The following is a 19000-nucleotide window of genomic DNA, read 5'->3' on the forward strand; positions in this document are numbered from 1 at the left end:
ATTCAAAAAAGGTGATCCTAATGTCTGACTCCAACAAAAAGAAATGGCTCAAAGTCATCGAATTTAGCGTAGTGGGTATTGCCACCTGGCTCAATCCTCACGCGGGATTTCTGCTCTTTCTGCTCCGGCTGTGCTTTCAAATTCTGGCTGCGTTGCAGAAAGATGAGGTGAGTGAAACAGACAAGGACGAACGACCAACCCGGTGCTTGCGTTCGCGCAACCGATCCTATGGAGAGGGAGACATCACAAGGCGGCGATCGCTTCCTTATACTCCAGTTCAGTCCACCAAGCAGTAAAAGTTAAGTTAGTCTCATGATTTGTGGATGCGATCGCTACTCAAACTATCGAGCGATCGCTCCAGAACCCTTTTGTTACAATCAAAGCAATTCCCATCTTCACATTACCGAAGTATGCAAATTATTCTAGAAGTCCCCGATCGCCTCGGCGAACAACTGCAACAACTGGGCGATCGCCTCCCAGAAGCCCTCGATCGCGCACTCCAGGAACTCACCCCCCCAGAAACCATCCCCTACCAAGACGAGCTCCAAATCGTCGCACTGCTTGCCAGTCAACCCAGCCCAGAAGTCATCCTCGCTATCCGCCCCACGCCTGCATTGCAAACCCGCATGAGCGAATTGCTCGATCGCAATAAATCCGGCACTCTCTCGCGATCGGAAGAAGTCGAACTCGATCGATACTTGCTCCTAGAACATTGGGTACGCTTAGCCAAAGCTCATGCTTACAAACACTTACAGATAGCAGCATGAGTTATGTACCAGCCACTTTGCGTCGGTTAGTGACTCAACGCGCCGGAGAGCAATGCGAGTATTGCCGATTTCCCCAAACGGCTGCACTTTTCGCCTTTGAAATGGAACACATTATTGCCGAAAAACATGATGGCATCACCGTCGTGGAAAACCTAGCGTTATCGTGTCCTTGCTGCAACCGTTTCAAAGGAACTGACCTCGGTTCGATCGATCCTGAAACACAACAGCTAACCCCCTTTTTTAATCCCCGTCTCCAGAAATGGTCAGACCACTTTCGGTTAGATAAAGGAACCATTGTCCCACTGACTCCGCAAGGGCGCGTAACCGCTAAAATTCTCCAATTTAACCTCCCAGAACGCATCCTCGAACGCGAGCAACTCATCACTAGCGGAGAATATCCACCACCCTATCCACAAACAACATGATGGCTCTTTTCCCTCGCAGTAGGGATCGATCAATCTAGAAAATATTGCTATTATCGATCGCAATAACTCGATCGATATAATATACCTGAAAAAAGAACTTAAATATCCACCGATAAATGGTTTATTTCAATAAACCGTGCCTTGAGTATGCTTAAATAAGCTTAGACACTCGCTAAGCATATTTAAACCAGTGAACTTTCAATCAGTCATTGCCACCTTAAACAAATTCTGGAGCGATCGAGGATGCCTGATCGCCCAATCCTACGACACAGAAAAAGGTGCAGGAACCATGAATCCCCACACCTTTCTCAGAGCAATCGGCCCCGAACCTTGGTCTGTCGCCTACATCGAACCCTGTCGCCGCCCCACCGACGGACGCTACGGCGAAAATCCCAACCGCTTCCAACATTACTATCAATATCAAGTTTTAATTAAACCCTCTCCTCCCAACATCCAAGACATCTATTTAGACTCCCTCAGAGCATTAGGAATTAGCCCAGAAGACCACGACATTCGCTTCGTAGAAGACAACTGGGAATCGCCCACCCTCGGAGCTTGGGGCGTCGGCTGGGAAGTCTGGCTCGACGGCATGGAAATCACCCAATTTACCTACTTTCAACAGTGCGGTAGCATTGACTGTCGCCCCGTCTCCATTGAAATTACCTACGGACTAGAACGCCTAGCAATGTATCTCCAAGAAGTCGATGCCATGACGAAAATTCAGTGGAAGGATGGCATCACTTACGGCGACGTTCACCTGCAAGGAGAAATAGAACAGTGTACTTATAACTTTGAAGCTTCCAATCCCGAATTGCTGTTTACTCTATTTGGCTTGTACGAGCAAGAAGCCGAACAATTGACCAAAAAAGGATTGGTTTTGCCTAGTCTTGATTATGTGCTAAAATGTTCTCACACTTTCAATTTACTCGATGCTAGAGGTGTGATTTCGGTAACGGAAAGAACCCGCTACATCACAAAAATTCGCAATTTGGCGCGGCGAGTGGCTCAGCTTTATTTGGAACAGCGCGAAAAGCTGGGTTTTCCTTTAGAAAAAGCTGTAAAAGTTTGAGTTTGAGTTGGATTGTAGGGCGGGCATCTTGCCTGCCTTAAGAACGGGCAAAATGCCCGTTCCACAAAGAGTGAGTTGGATTGGGGAGTGGGCATCTTGCCTGCCTCGAAAACGGGCAATATGCCTGTTCCACGAAAGCCATATTTTTAATTAATTAAATGCCTAATTATTCGGAAAATAATACAGAAACAAATCCTCAACTGCGAATTGATAATGTTAGTTTAAAAACACCGATCGCCTCAAGTCATTTGTTGGAAAATATATCATTTCAGGTAGACAAGGGATCTCGCGTGGCAATTGTTGGCCCTTCAGGTGCCGGCAAAACAACGCTGTTGCGACTGCTAAATCGGCTCAGCAGTCCCACCAGCGGCTCGATTTATCTGGAAAATACAGAATATCGCCAAATACCTGCGATCGAACTCCGCAAACAAATCACCCTCATCCTGCAAGAATCCAAGCTTTTGGGAATGTCGGTGCGAGAAGCATTGGCTTATCCTTTGAAGCTGCGGGGCGTCAATTCATCAAACATTGCTGAGAGAATTAGTGGGGCGATCGAACAACTGCATATACCCCAAGAATGGCTCGATCGCAGCGAATTCCAGCTTTCCACAGGCCAAAAACAGCTCGTGGCGATCGCCCGCGGCATCATCCTGCAACCAAAAATCTTGCTTTTAGACGAGCCAACATCCGCCCTAGACGCAGGAAAAGCCGCCCACCTTTTGGAAGTATTGATACAGCTAACAAACGGCCAAACCACCATTGTAATGGTAAACCATCAATTAGAATTAGCCGAGCAATTTAGCACGCGAATTCTGCATTTACAGCGCGGAAAGCTCATCGAAGATTTGCCCTCTCATCAAATAAATTGGGTACAACTGCGGCAAAATTTAATCCAAGCAGAAGCTGAAGCCCAACAAGAATGGTGAAGATAAAAAATTGGAGGCAGAGCCTCTGGTGTAATTATTTTGGATGTTTTAACCGCAGAGGGCGCGGAGAAAGAGAGGAGATAAATAAAGAAAGAAAGTATTTTACAAATTGTTTAGGAAATTAAACCCATTTTTTGATAAAGTGGTCGGACTAAGTTTTTTAAAGCTGGCAACTGTTTGGTAAAAGCTATGGAGCCTAAAACACAAATTATACCTCCAATGATGACTGTATTGGGAGCGCCGATAGAATTTGCCAATCCGCCGGCAATTAAATTCCCAAACGGTGTCACTCCAAAAAAGGCCATCGTGTATATGCTCATCACTCTTCCGCGTTTGTCGTCTTCAACTATTGTTTGCAAAAATGTGTTTCCTCCTGCAAATTGCAAAATGAAACCAAACCCAACGAACAACATCATGATTAATGAGAGCCACAAGACGTGGGACAAACCAAAACCTATCAGTCCAAATCCCATAATTGCGGGTGAAATCGCAATCCATTTGCCGAGGCCAACTATACTTTGGCGCGAAATCAAATAAATCGCGCCCCCAAAGGCTCCGACTCCGGAAGCTGCCATCAAAAAGCCTAGTGTTTGTGGGCCGCCGTTTAGAATTTTGGTGGCAAAAATTGGGACGAGAACGGTGTGCGACATTCCGGCAAAACTTACTAATCCTAATAGCAGTAGAATTGCTCGAATCGGGGGAAACCCGAAGGCATAAACGAATCCTTCTTTTAATCTTTGTAAGGGTTTGGTATTAGTTGCTGCAATTTTACGGGCTTTGATCTGCATCGCTAATAAGCCTGCAATTACAGCAATGTAGCTGAGTCCGTCAATGAGAAAGCAATAACTTGGCCCGACTGTAGCTATTAGCAAACCTGCAATTGCTGGGCCGATTAATCGGGCGCCGTTGAACATCGAAGCGTTGAGGGCGATCGCATTTGCTAAATCTTCTTTCTTTTCTACAAGTTCGGGCACAAAAGCTTGCCGTGCCGGCGCGTCAAAGGCGTTAATTGCGCCTTGGAAGAAACTCAGTACCATGATCTGCCAAATGTTAACGACTCCTGTTAGCGCTAAAAATGCTAGCGCTAAGGATTGAACCATTGCTAATATTTGAGTGGCAATTATGACTCGGTGGCGGTTCCAGCGATCGATTAAAACTCCTGCAAAAGGCAGTAAAATTAATGTGGGGATTTGACTTATAAATCCCACCACGCCGAGCATCCAAGGTGAATCGCTCAAATTGTAGACAAGCCAAACAGTAGCGACTTGCGTCATCCAATTGCCCATCAGTGAGATGCCTTGTCCTGCAAAAAACAGGCGATAATTTCTCGATCGCAGCGCTGGAGGAAGTTTTATTGTTTTGATTTTTGCTAGTAGATTCATGCAAGAGTACGGCTAGAGCAATCCTATTTGATTGGTAAACATTTTTTAGGGGTAGCGCCCCTGGGCTTACCCCTAATTAGCGAAGGGCAACCATCGGGGGACTGCCCCTAGACTCATTATTATGAATCATTGAGAATTGCGATATGAGCCGGAGGTTCTATTTTACAACTCCCGAAAACCCGGATTTGAGTATTGTTAAATTTTTGGCCGCAGCAAAACGATCGCAACAGTTAAATTTTTCTGTCGCGATCGCTTGACTAACGAGAAATTCCTTCCCCGAACCCTTCCCTCAATTAATGCTCAACAGCCAAGTGCCGAGGTAACGCAGCAAGGGAACATCCCCAGGGGTGCGGATGCGGACGTTGAAATGGTACATTCCGCCCGGAGATGGGTTTCTGACGTTGGAGAGTACAACCTCAACATTGTTGCCGGCGGCAATTGGTTCTGTGGGATAAATTTCTATGAAACGATTTTCTTTGTCCCAGATTACTTCTTGCAATTGGATTGTTTTGTCTTTGACGCGCACTTTAATGTCTTTTTGGTCGAATTCGCCTTTGTAGTAGTCGGGATAGGATATGTTCAGTTGGGCGATCGCCAAACTTACTTTTTTGGAAGGAATTCGCAGCCGATATCTATCGCCGCTCATCCCGGCTGTACCGTAATCCAAGCGATAGTTTAATTGGTTGGCGCGATCGGGGCCGCCGAAAATCGTCAATCCTGGCATGGACTGGGCTAAACTGATGGCGGGCAACCCAGTCACCAAGCAACCTGTAACCGCTAGTGCTGAAAATAATCGTCGCATAACAACTCCTCTAATTAAACTCTTGGTGAACCTTAAATATTGCTCGCCGAAATTTGCGATCGTGCCTACAATATATCGAATGTCTCAGCAATTTGATGAGGGCGAGCGACCGCCGGCTGAGGTCACTTTTTTTTTGCGTAATTTGTGCGTAATACTGATAACAGACATTCAAACTACAAAATTAGGCGACATAAAATTATATCATAATCGGCGGCAAACTTAACAATTTAGTGAATTTGAATGTATAAGATAAGTTAAAGATACGGGTCGAATTTGGGCGATCGGCTTTAGTATCAACGAGGGAAGTTTAGGGCAACGGCTGCTTCAATGTAAAGCAAGGCATGGGGCGATTAAAAATCGCACTTCAAGAAACCTGCGGAGGCAGGTTTTGTCTGTGCAGGCGCGGTTTCAACCGTCCTAGGAAGGCTTAAATAAGGAGAGTGTATGAAATTAGCGATCGCAAAAGAAATAGCAGCAGGGGAACGCCGGGTGGCTTTAGTACCCGACGCTGTAGCCAAATTGGTAAAACAAGGCGTCGAAGTTTGGGTTGAGGCAGGTGCCGGCGCAAAATCCTTTTTCTCGGATCTTGCTTACGAAGAAGCGGGAGCTCAGGTTGTCGCCGATACCGCTAGGCTGTGGGGCGAAGCCGATGTCGTCGTCAAAATCGGGGCGCTGCAAGAATCAGAAGTTCATCAACTCCGGGAAGGAGGCGTTTTCATCGGATTTTTGAATCCTCTGGGAAATCCAGCTTTAGTGCAGCGTTTAGCCGATCGCAAAGTAACGGCATTCAGCATGGAAATGATCCCGCGCACCAGCCGCGCTCAAAGCATGGATGCGCTGTCATCTCAGGGTAACGTTGCCGGTTACAAAGCGGTACTGATCGCAGCCGCAGCATTGCCAAAGTATTTTCCGATGCTGACAACGGCGGCGGGTACAATTCGCCCCGCGAAAGTATTGGTAATGGGTGTGGGCGTTGCTGGCTTACAGGCGATCGCCACGGCGCGCCGTTTGGGTGCGGTAGTCGAAGCCTTCGACATCCGCCCGGAAACAAAAGAACAAGTGCAAAGTTTGGGCGCTAAATTCCTCGATGTCGAACTCAAGGAAGAAACCGTCGCCGCCGGAGGCTATGCTAAAGAACTATCAGAAGCGGCTAAAGAATACACCCGCCAAGTGCTCACCCAACACGTCAGCGCTTCCGATGCAGTTATTACAACCGCTCAGGTTCCCGGCAGAAAAGCACCTATTTTAGTTACTAGAGAAATGGTTTCTCAAATGAAGCCCGGATCGGTAATTGTTGACCTCGCGGGCGAACAAGGCGGCAATTGCGAATGCACGGAAGCGGGGAAAGATGTTGAATGGAACGGCGTTAATGTCATCGGCCCGATTAATGTGCCCTCCTCGATGCCTGTCCACGCTAGCGAAACTTACTCGAAGAATATCTCCTCTTTACTTCAGTTGATGGTGAAAGATAAGGAACTCAATTTGAATTTTGAAGACGATATCATAGCTGGTGCTTGCGTTGCCCGCGACGGTGAGATTAGCAACCAGCGAGTTCGCGATGCTTTGACTGCTGAGGCTTCAGCAGTCAATAGTTAGGAAGGAGTCATTAGTCATTAGTCATTAGTCATTAGTCATTAGTTGTTGTTAATCCAATAACTAACAAGAACTAATGACTAAGAAACAATTGCCCGGTTCCTGCTGACTAATAACTACAGGATTGACGCATTAAGACCTACAAACCAGTTTTTTTACAAAAATACTTCGCGGTTGCCCGCAAATAAGGTAAGTAAAAAACCTGGTTTCTCAACACAGCGTGCGTAAGTTTTGAACTAACAACTAACAACTAATGACTAATGACTAATGACTAATGACTAATGACTAATTACCAATTACCAATTACCAATTGTTATGGCAGAAGGATTGATTGCAGGTTTAGTGGTGTTTACTCTAGCGTCGTTTGTGGGATTTGAAGTAATTAATAAAGTCCCGCCGACGCTGCACACACCTTTGATGTCGGGTTCCAATGCGATTTCGGGAATTGCCGTTTTAGGTGCAATTCTGATTTCTGGCCAAGGCAATGTGACTGTTACTTCGATTTTGGGGACGATCGCGATCGCCCTGGCCACAATTAACGTTGTCGCCGGTTTCTTAGTAACCGATCGAATGCTGCAAATGTTCAAGAAAAAAGAGGTTAAAGCGTGAGCGATTTTCTGCCCAGTGGCATTCAACTAGGTTATTTAGTTGCCGCATCTTTGTTTATTATCGGTTTGAAACAGTTGGGTTCCCCTGCAACCGCCCGTCAAGGGAATGTGTTAGCTGCGATCGGGATGTTAATTGCGATCGTCGGTACTTTGCTGGAAAAGCAAGTCATCAGCTACGAATTGATTGCTGTCGGAATCATCATCGGTTCCATTTTGGGAACAATTATGGCGAAAACCGTCGCGATGACGGATATGCCGCAGATGGTGGGTTTGCTTAACGGTTTCGGGGGCGCGGCTTCTGCACTCGTTGCTGTGGGGGAATTCTGGCGCTATCTCAGCATCCCGGAATCGCCTGCGCCAGACGCGACAATCACGATCCTTTTGGGTGTGTTGATTGGCGGAATTACTTTCACTGGTAGCCTTGTGGCGTTTGCGAAACTGCAAGAATTGCTACCTGGTGCGCCCATGACGTTTCCGCTGCAACAGCCGTTTAATGCCATGCTGGCGATCGCACTTTTAGCCGGCAGCGGTTATATGCTGACGAATCCCGAAAATGTGCCGGTATTCCTGGGTTTGGTGGCGATTTCCAATATTTTGGGAATCATGTTTGTGCTCCCGATTGGGGGTGGCGATATGCCGGTGGTGGTGTCGCTGCTTAACTCTTATTCGGGGATTGCGGCGAGTGTGGCTGGGTTCATTTTGATGAACAATATGCTGATTATCGCTGGTGCATTGGTGGGCGCGTCGGGGATTATTTTGACGCAAATCATGTGCAAGGGGATGAATCGATCGCTTTCTAGTGTGCTGTTTAGCGCGTTTGGTAGCGGTGGCGGTAGTGCTGGGGCTGCTGTTGGGGCTGCTGGTGCTACTGACAAAACTGTTCGCAGCATCAATCTCGAAGAAAGTGCGATGATGTTGGGTTATGCGCGATCGGTTGTGATTATTCCCGGTTACGGAATGGCTGTAGCGCAAGCACAGCACGCCGTGCGCGAGTTAGCCGACGGTTTGGAAAAAATGGGTGTTGACGTGAAATACGCGATTCACCCGGTGGCTGGGCGGATGCCGGGGCACATGAATGTACTCTTGGCGGAAGCAAACGTGCCTTATCCGCAGTTGTACGATATGGACGATATCAATCCGCAGTTTGAAGAAACGGATGTGGCTTTGGTGATTGGTGCGAATGATGTGGTGAATCCGGCGGCGCGTCACGATACGGCGAGCCCGATTTACGGGATGCCAATTTTGGAGGTTGATAAGGCCAAACATACGATCGTAATTAAGCGCGGGATGAGTGCTGGTTTTTCCGGTGTAGATAATGAGTTGTTCTACAAGGATAAGACGATGATGTTGTTTGGTAGCGCGAAGGATGTGGTTGCCAAATTGGTTTCTGAAGTGAAGCAGTTGTAGGATTTTTTAACCGTAGATGAACGCGGATTAACGCTGATGATTAAACCCGGTTTCTCCAAGAAACCGGGTTTTTGTTGGGTTTTTGTTTTGATATCAATATTCTTCAGTCTCAAGCGAGAGGGACTTCGTTGTCGTTGATTTGGTAAATCCGTGGGCTGATGCCGAGGCTTACCCAGACCAAATTGAAGCGACTATTAAAGAAAATGAGGCTGCTTAAAACATGGCACGAATTTGCCATAACAAGACTTACGGACTCCGACAAAGAAACGGGGTTTTTACCGCATCAGTCCGCAGCAACAAAGTATTTTCGTAAAAAACCTGGTTTCTGGGCCCCCATGCGTAAGTCCTTATAATTAAATCCCCCATTGCTCCCAAGATTAGGTAAAATTATTGGCGTGTCTGAGGATAAACTATATGCGCTGGGTTCGATATATTGCGATCGCGATCGTCAATGGTTTCGGTGTCGTCATCGGTATTATTTGGGTTGCAGTCCCCACAACAGTGGCTCAACCTTCCCTAAACTACCAACTCGCACTCTCTGGGCGACAGCCAGAGGCCGAAACTCCGCAATCCCTTTCCGAACTCTACAAATTGCGCGATCGGCTGAAAGTACAATTAGATAACCTTGCCAAAAATCCCGACAGCGCCCCGTTTCCGGCAGAACTTTGGAAATCAGCAACCCACCGCCAGCAATCCCAAACTCTGACGCAGCAACTCCAAAACGTTCAAAGTCAGATTCAAATAGAAGAAAGAGCCAAATATAATTGGGACGATGCTGCTAAATTAGCCGCCCAAGCAGTAGTAATTGGACGCACTTCTAATCCTTCTTCTGCTACTTGGGAAGAGTCCCAGCGGCTGTGGGAGTTGGCTATCAATACGCTGCGACTCATTCCTCACGATTCTTTTTTGGCCGATAGGGCGATCGATAAAACCATCGAGTACCAAGGAAATCTCAGTGTCGCTACCTATGAAATGCAAGTCGCACGTTCTGTTGAGAAAATTAGAGCCGAGGAAGAAGAGATAAGAGAGCGAGCCCGCAAAGAGCAAGAGAAAAAAGAATTTGCTCGTCGAGAAATAGAGAGAAAAGAGCAAGAGAAAAAAGAACGGGCTAGAAAAGAACTTGAAAGGCAAGAATTCCAAAGGCAAGAATTAGCCAGAAAAGAGCTTGAAAGGCAAGAATTAGCCAGAAAAGAACTTGAAAGACAAGAATTTGAAAAGAAAGAATTAGCCCGGAAAGAACTTGAAAGACAAGAATTTGAAAGGCAAGAGTTAGCCAGGAAAGAACTTGAAAGGCAAGAAGCAGCCAGAAAAGAACTTGAAAGGCAAGAACTTGAAAGGCAAGAGTTAGCCAGACAAGAACTTGAAAAACAAGAACTTGAAAGGCAAGAGTTAGCCAGACAAGAACTTGAAAGGCAAGAGTTAGCCAGACAAGAATTAGCCAGACAAGAACTTGAAAGACAAGAGTTAGAGAGAAATCAGCAAGCAACTCCTCAACCAACTCCTGAATCAACTGCAACACCAACTCCCGCCCCAGCTACGCCTGCTGCGTCCCCGTCGAACTTTTTGTTTGTGGGGGATACTAACAGAGATGGCCAAATTAACCAGCAAGACGACGCCGGAAAAGAACAATGGTCTTTGTCCAAGGGCGCGCTAATTTCATTTAACGATCGCAATAACGATCGCGGCAAGATACCGACTTGGAAACAAACCAAAGTTAGCGCTCCCCGCCGTGCAGCAATGCTTTCTCAAGTTAACTTAACACTGTCTGAAAGCTTTAAAACCTCTCAACTATTTATCACTGCTGATAGCATTGCTAGCCCTCACATCAGCGTTTTCCAGAAGACGGGCGACGGCTGGCAACCTGTAGATCTATCCGGTGCTAAACCTCTAGTTTTCAGCACGAATATTGTTTTAGGTGTGGAAGCCAAACAATTTGCCGATCGCAATTGGAACGGCACTGTTAATCTTAAAGCAACTGCCCAAAACAACGGTCAAGAAATCGCCTCCACAACAATCCAAATGGGCGTTAGTCCTTGGATGATAGCGCCCAATACAGCACCAGTAACCGAAGTTCAGGTCAGCGACAGAGGCGCGGTAAACAGCGAATTTATCTCCCAACTCAAACAAGCAGTAGAACCCACGGGCGCTAGAGTAAAAATTATCCAGGGCGATCGCACTTGGATGCAAGACACCCAGAAAAACGGATACGTTCAATTGCCAGACAAATCGGATCTACGCCTGTTTAATGTAGCCATAAAAAGCAATAGCGAACCCGATAAAAACCCGCCTGTTAAATCAACTCAAGACCGGGATTTGAAAGTATTTAAAATTGGCAATCCTCGTTCTTTAGACCCTGTAAGTCAGTGGTCTGACGGATACGGCAATTTGCAGGTGACACCGCCGATTCCCGGACACCCAATGGGTCGAGTTTATTACGGGAATTCGGGAAATGCTAGTTTTAATCCAGAGGTACTTGATTTTATTCAAGCTCAGAGAATTCAAGGGCCGCCAGTGGATATTGATACTTCTTGGCTTTTGACTCGCCAAGTCGATGAAATTATCAATTTTATTCCCACTCAAACTCCCGGACAATATGTAATGGCGATCGCCAGTCCCGAAGCCGGAGTTAAGCTATTGGAAGAATTGGAGGGAAAAGGTTACGGCGATGTTACGATCAATCGTGGTTTAAGCACTCAAACAACTGTCAGCGCCGCCTTGAAAAACCGTGCTTTAATTCAACACAATCTCTATTTGCAAAATCAGAAACTTAATCCGATTATAGAGAAGTTGAAAAGAGAGTTTTTACTCGGAGACGACCAAATTATTCAAGTTCCGGCGATGTTTGGCTACAGCGGTTATGCTTGGTGGCCAAATATGGTCAATTCGGTGCCAGTTAACGGCAAGTTGTTAGTTTCAAATCCGCGCGGGCCAATGATTGAGGGTGTAGATTACACTCAGGAAAGATTGCGCCAACTGCTGCTTCCTGCTGGCGTCAGCGTTAGTTTTCTGGATGACAGGTATTATCAAGAATTGAAAGGAAACGTGCAGTCGGCGACGAATACTGTGAGGAAGCCAGAAGACCGGCCTTTTTGGCAGTCTTTGCCCAATAATTATTAATGGGTAATGGGTAATTGGTAATGGGTAATTGGGAATTGGTAACTCGTAGGGGCGGGTTTGACCAACCATCTATGTTTAAAACTCAGTATATAATAAACCCGCCCCCCATGCTAGGAGTTTAAGAGATGCCTCTCGTCGGAGCAGAGGGGGACTAAGCAATAGATGTGAATTGGCAATTAATTCGCTTTTTTATTGTTAGCAGTAAAAAGCTCCATCGCTATAATATAGATACGACATTCCCCGCAGTCAAACCCTTGATTAACTATGACACTAAAAGAATTAGAACCGCAACTGCTTTCCCTGACTCCGCCCGAGAAAGCTCAAGCAATACAGATATTAGCTCAAAGTTTAGCTAACACCTGGCAGGGAATTGAAAAAACTCCCGGTGTAGTCGGCGGTAATGCCAGGATTGCAGGGACTAGAATTTCTGTTTGGGGATTGGTAGAGTCTCGTCGATTAGGTGCAACTGATGCTCAACTTTTAGAAGATTATCCGCATCTTAGTGCTAGCGACTTGAAAAATGCCTGGGCTTATGCTGAAGCATTTCCTGACGAGATTGAAGCAGTAATTAATTTGAACAATATAGACTAATATCATGGCAGGTTTGTATGCAGATGAACAATTCCCTCGGGTAGTAGTTGAATTACTTCGCGCTTTAGGTCACGATGTGCTTACTGTACAAGAAGCGAGTAATGCAAATCTGGGCATTCCTGATGAAGATGTCCTGGCTTTTGCTGTCACAAAGGAACGGGCAGTTTTAACACTCAATCGAATCGATTTTATTCGACTGCACGCTTCACAACCTAATCATGCTGGTATCATTGTCTGCAAAGACGATCAGCAGGACAGACAGAGGATGGCTACACGTATTTCGGAGGCTATTTCTAATGTGGAAACATTGAGAGGAATGCTGGTTCGAGTCAATCGTCCATCTCAATAAGTAACAGAGATTTAAAAAATTGGTAAATTGCGATCGCCCCAGCAGAGAGATTTCTCGATCGACACGGACGGCATTTTGTCAAGAGCCTTACGTTACTGGTGCAGTGCAGGCGATCGCACCAGTAACGTAAAATGTCTAAAAGCGGTCTTTGTAAAATAAATTTAGCCCCATGAGCGACGAACAGGAAAAAAAACAAATTTTGACTCAGCAACCGGAAACAATTTCCACTGCCAGCGATGAGTTCGATCGCAGTGAAATTGCCAGTGGCGATTCAACTTCCGCACCCCCAGAAACTCGCGCAGAAATTGTCGTGCCCAAAGATATTTCAGCGCCAATCGACGAGGCCGAAACAATTCCAATTGCCGCCGATAGCGCGCCGGAAACAACTCAACTTGCAAGTTATCCGCCTCCAACAATTCCAACTGCCAACCCCGAACCAAAACCAGCCCGATCTTGGCAAATCTTGGCAGTTTTTCTCAGCGGAATCTTAGTCGGTTCCGTCCTTAGTCTCGGCAGTTTGCTCGCGTGGAGAATGTATCAAGAAAGAGCGAACCTTCAAATCAAACTACCCGCTGACGTACCCCTCCCCGAAAGCCCTCCGCCTGTCGCCACAGCGCCCGCCAACCGCCTGCCCGGACTTCCCCCAGCCCCGGGAAATCGACTCCCCCCCACAATCCCTCCGTCGCCCCGTCCCACTCAAATACCCTCTCTGTCTGGCCTTCCGCAACTTGCTTCCCCCTCGCCGTCGCCGTTGCCTTCTCCAACTCCAACTCCCGCTGCGGTTGAAACCCCTGTAACTGAGCGAGTTTACTTTCAAGCCGGCGCTACGGGAACTATTCTGAGCAATAGTTTGCGAGCCAACATATCCAGGCGCTACTTACTGGAGTGCAATAGCGGCCAAAGCATGACAATAAATGTTCAAGAAGGTCAAGTTAGCGCAGCAATTATTGCTCCTAACGGTGAAAATTTAGGTACTGCTGATAGCACAGGTCCGTGGCAAGGTCAACTAGCGAGTAGCGGCGATTATACTATTGAAATTTCAGGCGATCGCCAAGCAAACTACCAAGTTAAGATTGAAGTCAAATAGCAACTATAATTGTATCAGGGGGTAGTTACACAATACATAAACCCGCCCTGGTTGCCAATTACAAATTACCCATTACTAATTACCAATGGTTGCACAAATATCTCCAAGCATCTACGAAGCAAAAACTCAAGAAATTGCCAAAGAAATACTGAAGGCAACTCAAGACAAAAAGCGATCTTTTTTCGGTCAACTCCAAGACCAAATGCGCTGGGACGACAAACTGATGGATTGGGCGATGGCGAGCCCCGGACTGCGGGTGCAATTGTTTCGATTTATTGACTGTTTGCCGGCACTCCGCAGCAAGCCGGAAATTGCCCGCCACCTGCAAGAATACCTGACCGCTGAAGAGGTAGAATTGCCCGAAGCTTTGAAAAAATTGCTCAATTTTACTAACGCTGATTCGATTCCTGGACAATTGGCTGCGACGACGGTTGCGCCTGCGGTGGAAACATTGGCGCACAAGTATATTTCTGGGGAAAATATCAAGCAGGTAATTAAAACATTAGAGCGGCTTCGCAAAGATAAAATGGGTTTTACAGTTGACCTTTTGGGGGAAGCTGTCATTACTGAAACTGAGGCGCAAATTTATCTTAACCGCTATTTGGAATTGATGGCTGAACTCGCCAATGCAGCGAAGAATTGGCCGCAGGTAGATGCAATTGACAAAGCAGACGGCGAAACTCTGCCGCGAGTGCAAGTATCGGTAAAGTTAACGGCTTTTTATTCTCAGTTTGACCCTTTGGATGCTAAAGGTAGCGAGGAGAAAGTAAGCGAGAGAATTCGCCTGTTACTGCGCCGCGCGAAGGAGTTGGGATCTGCTGTTCATTTCGATATGGAACAGTATGCTTACAAAAGTTTAACTCTGACCATTCTCAAAGACTTATTGTTAGAAGAAGAGTTTCGCAGTCGCACGGATATTGGAATTACATTGCAAGCATATTTGCGCGACAGCGCCCAAGATTTGCAAAACCTGATTTCCTGGGCAAAAAAACGCGGAAATCCGGTAACGGTGCGGCTGGTAAAAGGCGCTTACTGGGATCAGGAAACTATCAAAGCGATGCAGAAAGATTGGCCGCAGCCGGTCTACAATGATAAAGTTGCTACCGATGCCAATTTCGAGCAGATGACGCAGTTGCTGCTAGAAAATCACGAATATTTGTATGCAGCTATTGGCAGTCATAATGTGCGATCGCAAGCGAGGGCGATCGCCATTGCCGAAACTCTCAATATACCGCGCCGCCGCTTTGAAATGCAAGTGCTGTATGGCATGGGCGACAAATTGGCTAAGCTTTTGGTCGATCGGGGTTATCGCGTTCGAGTCTACTGCCCCTACGGCGATTTGCTGCCGGGAATGGCTTATTTAATCCGCCGTTTGCTGGAAAATACCGCCAACAGTTCTTTCATCCGGCAAAGTTCCGAAGAAATGCCGATCGAACAATTGTTAGCCGCACCAGTTGCTAATGGCAATGACCAGCTAGTTTACAGCAAAGTATTTCCCAACGTTGCCGATACCGACTACGCCAATACCAAATTGCGGCAACAAGCAGAAACAGCCATCAAATCCGTGCGCGCCAGCTTAGGCAAAACCTATTTACCGCTAATCAATGGCGAGTACCAAAATACTGAAGCAACCGTTAACTCTCTCAACCCTTCCAATCCTACAGAAGTAGTTGGCACCATCGGATTGCTTTCCGAACAACAGGCCAAACAAGCCCTTGAAGCAGCAAAAGCAGCCTTCACAGGTTGGCGAAAAACCCCCGTCCGCCAGCGCGCCGGCGTCCTCCGCAAAGCCGCAGAATTGATGGAACAGCGGCGGCACGAACTATCAGCTTGGATGGTGTTTGAAGTCGGCAAACCTGTCAGAGAATGCGATGCCGAAGTTTCCGAAGCTATTGATTTTTGTCGCTACTACGCCGACGAAATGGAACGGTTAGAACAAGGGAAAAATTACGACATCCCCGGAGAAACTAACCGCTACAGCTATCAGCCACGCGGCATTTCTTTAATCATTTCACCTTGGAATTTTCCCCTCGCAATTCCTGTGGGCATGACAGTTGCATCCCTGGTTGCTGGTAATTGTACTTTGCTCAAACCTGCGGAAGTTTCCTCAGTAATTGCAGCGAAAATAGCCGAAATTTTGCTAGAAGCTGGAATTCCCAAAGGCGTATTTCAATACGTTCCTTGCAAAGGTTCAACGGTGGGCGCTTACATGGTAAAACATCCTGACGTTCACATGATTACTTTCACAGGTTCTCAGGAAGTTGGCTGTCAGATTTATGCCGATGCTGCGATTTTGCAGCCGGGACAAAAACACCTGAAACGAGTAATTGCGGAAATGGGCGGCAAGAATGCAATTATTGTCGATGAAAGTGCGGATTTAGACCAAGCAGTTGCAGGCGTAGTTTATTCGGCATTTGGATACAGTGGCCAAAAATGTTCCGCTTGTTCGCGAGTAATTGTGGTCGAATCGGTGTACGATAATTTTGTGGCAAGATTGGTAGAAGCGACGCGATCGCTCAATGTCGGCCCAGCAGAAAATCCCGGCACTCAAGTCGGCCCTGTGATCGATGCAAATGCCCATTCGCGCATCCGCGAATACATCGAAACAGGCCGCGCCGAAGCTAAAATAGCTTTAGAAATGCCGGCACCGGAAACCGGTTATTTTGTCGGCCCAGTCATTGTTACGGAAGTATCGCCCACAGCAACTATCGCCCAAGAAGAAATTTTCGGCCCGGTTTTGTCGGTGATTCGGGCAAAGAATTTCAGCGAAGCGATTGTGATTGCTAACGGCACTAATTTTGCTTTAACCGGTGGATTGTATTCTCGCACGCCTTCGCATATCGATCGAGCCGCATCCGATTTTGAAGTCGGAAACCTGTACATCAATCGCGGAATTACCGGCGCTGTGGTATCGCGCCAACCCTTCGGAGGATTCAAACTTTCGGGAGTTGGTTCTAAAGCTGGCGGCCCGGATTATTTGCTGCAATTCCTCGAACCCCGCACCATAACCGAAAATATTCAGCGGCAGGGTTTTGCGCCGATTGAAGGAGTAGATGATTAATCATTCCTTTGTTCGTAGTGAGGGCTGAAGTCCTCTCTCTGGCCGTTAAGTTAGTAGGGTGCGCCTAGCGCACCTTACGGGCGGGGTAACAGAAAAAATTTGTGCCAGATTAGCTAGTTATAAAATGGAATCTACCAAAGATCGCGATCGACTAAATTCTCACAACCCTTCACTTGACAAGTGGCTGCGATTTTTAATTATAGCCGTATTAGTCATAGGTATTTTATTTCGCTTCGCCCATCTCGATCGCAAATTTTACTGGATCGACGAAACATATACTTCTTTGAGAGTTTCGGGCTATACCGAAGCCGAAATAATCAAACAAATTTCGTACCAGAAAATAACCTCGCCTGCGGATTTACAAAAATATCAGCAGATAAATTCCGAAAAAACTTTAAGGGATACACTGAATTCTTTAGCAACAGAAGACCCCCAACACCCGCCGCTGTATTATGTACTAGCGCGATATTGGGCGCAATGGTTCGGCAGTTCAGTGGCAGCAATGAGAAGTTTGGCTGCCGTGATTAGCCTGCTAGTATTTCCCGCAATTTATTGGCTGGCTTGGGAGTTATTTGAATCTTCAGCAGTAGCGTGGATGGCGATCGCAATTTTCGCAATTTCTCCCTACCACATCCTATTTGCCCAAGAAGCAAGACAGTACAGTTTGTGGACATTAACTACTATTTTATCCAGTGCAGCCTTGCTGCGAGCAATGCGCTCTGACGAAAATCAAAATCCTGTCGTCCTCGTTCTTTCCTGGGCGCTTTATGCAGGCACAGCAACACTGGGATTGTACACCCACTTGTTATTTGTCTGCGTCGCTGCCGCCCACGCAATCTACGTCGCAGTTATTGCCAACTGGCGCGATGTGAAGACATTCATTTCCTATTACGTAGCAGCTTTAATCGCATTGATTGGCTTCATGCCTTCCCTGGTAAATACTGTTGAAAACTTCAATCAAGTTAGAAGCACAACAGCATGGGCCGAACAAACAAATTACTTAAGATTAGTTAGCAGGTGGGTTGGTTCCCTCAGCATAGCATTTTTTGATATAGGCATTGATGGAACTGCCAACGCCACACAACTAGCCTTGCTAATTCCAGTTGGTATCATGATTCTAGCTTTAGTCGGCTATGCCCTTTATTTTTTATGCCGACAAACACCAAAGCGAGTGTGGTTGATTGTATTGTTATTAATTGCAACAACTGCTTTGTTTTTAGCAGTACCTGATATAATCAAGGGTGGAAGGCGATCGGGAAATCCGCGATATTTAGTTCCTTGTTATGTGGGAATTCAGCTAGCAGTGGCTTACCTGCTGTCTGCGAAAATTAGTAACAATTTGGAGAACTTCAAACAGCAAAAACTGTGGAAAATAGTTATAGTTGCAGTTTTTTCCGCAGGTATTATATCCGGTGGAGTTAGTTCTCAAGCAGATATTTGGTGGAATAAAGGCAGCGGTTGGTTGCGTGCCTTGGAAGTAGCCGCGACGGTCAATTCTGCTAGGAATCCCCTAATTATCAGCGATGCCAATATCGCACATATCATGCCTTTAAGTTATCACCTAGAACCAAAAGTCACACTGCTAATAGAACCCCGCTGTTACACTTCTTGCTACAAAAATCGAGAATTGGCAAAGAAAAAACCCCAACCCCCGCAAATTCCCGGCGGTTTCAGTGAGTTGTTTTTATACAGACCCTCCTCTACTTTGCGATCGGCCATTCAGCAACAAAACTATCAAATAAATCCGGCTGACACTAATGTCGAGCTTAATCTGTGGAAACTTACCAAAAAATAATCTAAAACATTAAGGCAAAAA

At 46.5% G+C, this 19000-nt stretch carries 16 protein-coding genes; 14 read left to right on the forward strand and 2 right to left on the reverse strand.

What is annotated here, in order from left to right; all coding sequences use genetic code 11:
• Nucleotides 1-20 precede the first annotated feature (20 nt).
• The 5 genes from QUA70_RS07600 (at nucleotide 21) to QUA70_RS07620 (ending at nucleotide 3187) form a co-directional block, all read left to right on the forward strand.
• Nucleotides 21-296, forward strand: coding sequence for a hypothetical protein (locus QUA70_RS07600; RefSeq protein WP_333346120.1), 276 nt, complete (start codon nucleotides 21-23; stop codon nucleotides 294-296).
• A 114-nt stretch (nucleotides 297-410) separates the two neighbouring features.
• Nucleotides 411-767 carry a hypothetical protein gene (locus QUA70_RS07605; RefSeq protein ID WP_333324691.1) on the forward strand — a complete coding sequence of 119 codons (357 nt, stop codon included), beginning with the start codon at nucleotides 411-413 and terminating at the stop codon, nucleotides 765-767.
• Nucleotides 764-1192 (forward strand): HNH endonuclease signature motif containing protein, encoded by a 429-nt coding sequence (locus QUA70_RS07610; protein WP_333324693.1) that lies wholly within the window; start codon nucleotides 764-766, stop codon nucleotides 1190-1192. The genes QUA70_RS07605 and QUA70_RS07610 overlap by 4 nt, the downstream gene beginning before the upstream one ends.
• A gap of 190 nt (nucleotides 1193-1382) precedes the next feature.
• Entirely contained in the window at nucleotides 1383-2261 is an 879-nt protein-coding gene (glyQ, locus tag QUA70_RS07615) for a glycine--tRNA ligase subunit alpha (RefSeq protein ID WP_190660228.1), read from the forward strand.
• Nucleotides 2262-2419: 158 nt separating this feature from the next.
• Nucleotides 2420-3187, forward strand: coding sequence for an ATP-binding cassette domain-containing protein (locus tag QUA70_RS07620; RefSeq protein ID WP_333346117.1), 768 nt, complete (start codon nucleotides 2420-2422; stop codon nucleotides 3185-3187).
• 113 nt (nucleotides 3188-3300) lie between these two features.
• On the opposite strand, the gene QUA70_RS07625 is transcribed toward QUA70_RS07620, so the two are convergent.
• Together QUA70_RS07625 and QUA70_RS07630 are read right to left on the reverse strand one after the other, a co-directional pair.
• On the reverse strand, nucleotides 3301-4569 hold the full coding sequence (locus QUA70_RS07625; RefSeq protein WP_333346114.1) for an MFS transporter: 1269 nt from the start codon (nucleotides 4567-4569) through the stop codon (nucleotides 3301-3303).
• Between the two features lie 289 nt (nucleotides 4570-4858).
• A complete protein-coding gene (locus QUA70_RS07630) occupies nucleotides 4859-5371 on the reverse strand; it encodes a DUF2808 domain-containing protein (RefSeq protein WP_333324698.1) in 513 nt (170 codons plus the stop codon).
• A gap of 444 nt (nucleotides 5372-5815) precedes the next feature.
• On the opposite strand from QUA70_RS07630, the gene QUA70_RS07635 reads away from it, so the two are divergent.
• From QUA70_RS07635 to QUA70_RS07675, 9 genes are all read left to right on the forward strand, one after another.
• Complete coding sequence (locus tag QUA70_RS07635; RefSeq protein ID WP_333324700.1) at nucleotides 5816-6967, forward strand: Re/Si-specific NAD(P)(+) transhydrogenase subunit alpha; 1152 nt, start codon at nucleotides 5816-5818, stop codon at nucleotides 6965-6967.
• Between the two features lie 312 nt (nucleotides 6968-7279).
• Nucleotides 7280-7573 (forward strand): NAD(P) transhydrogenase subunit alpha, encoded by a 294-nt coding sequence (locus QUA70_RS07640; protein WP_106150865.1) that lies wholly within the window; start codon nucleotides 7280-7282, stop codon nucleotides 7571-7573.
• Nucleotides 7570-8979, forward strand: a complete 1410-nt coding sequence (locus QUA70_RS07645; RefSeq protein ID WP_333346111.1) for an NAD(P)(+) transhydrogenase (Re/Si-specific) subunit beta — start codon at nucleotides 7570-7572, stop codon at nucleotides 8977-8979. The genes QUA70_RS07640 and QUA70_RS07645 overlap by 4 nt, the downstream gene beginning before the upstream one ends.
• A 414-nt stretch (nucleotides 8980-9393) precedes the next feature.
• A complete protein-coding gene (locus QUA70_RS07650) occupies nucleotides 9394-12096 on the forward strand; it encodes a protein-arginine deiminase family protein (protein WP_333346108.1) in 2703 nt (900 codons plus the stop codon).
• Nucleotides 12097-12360: 264 nt separating this feature from the next.
• Nucleotides 12361-12687, forward strand: coding sequence for a DUF433 domain-containing protein (locus QUA70_RS07655; RefSeq protein ID WP_333324707.1), 327 nt, complete (start codon nucleotides 12361-12363; stop codon nucleotides 12685-12687).
• 4 nt (nucleotides 12688-12691) lie between these two features.
• Nucleotides 12692-13036, forward strand: coding sequence for a DUF5615 family PIN-like protein (locus QUA70_RS07660; protein ID WP_172190526.1), 345 nt, complete (start codon nucleotides 12692-12694; stop codon nucleotides 13034-13036).
• Between the two features lie 169 nt (nucleotides 13037-13205).
• On the forward strand, nucleotides 13206-14123 hold the full coding sequence (locus QUA70_RS07665) for a hypothetical protein (protein WP_333324709.1): 918 nt from the start codon (nucleotides 13206-13208) through the stop codon (nucleotides 14121-14123).
• Nucleotides 14124-14208: 85 nt separating this feature from the next.
• The gene (gene pruA / locus QUA70_RS07670) at nucleotides 14209-17184 is read left to right on the forward strand and encodes an L-glutamate gamma-semialdehyde dehydrogenase (RefSeq protein WP_333324711.1); all 2976 of its coding nucleotides are present in this window, start codon (nucleotides 14209-14211) and stop codon (nucleotides 17182-17184) included.
• Between the two features lie 124 nt (nucleotides 17185-17308).
• The gene (locus QUA70_RS07675) at nucleotides 17309-18979 is read left to right on the forward strand and encodes a glycosyltransferase family 39 protein (protein ID WP_333346105.1); all 1671 of its coding nucleotides are present in this window, start codon (nucleotides 17309-17311) and stop codon (nucleotides 18977-18979) included.
• The last annotated feature ends 21 nt before the right edge of the window (nucleotides 18980-19000 follow it).

Origin of the sequence: Microcoleus sp. LAD1_D5, from assembly GCF_036702115.1 — a bacterium.
Lineage (GTDB): Bacteria > Cyanobacteriota > Cyanobacteriia > Cyanobacteriales > Microcoleaceae > Microcoleus.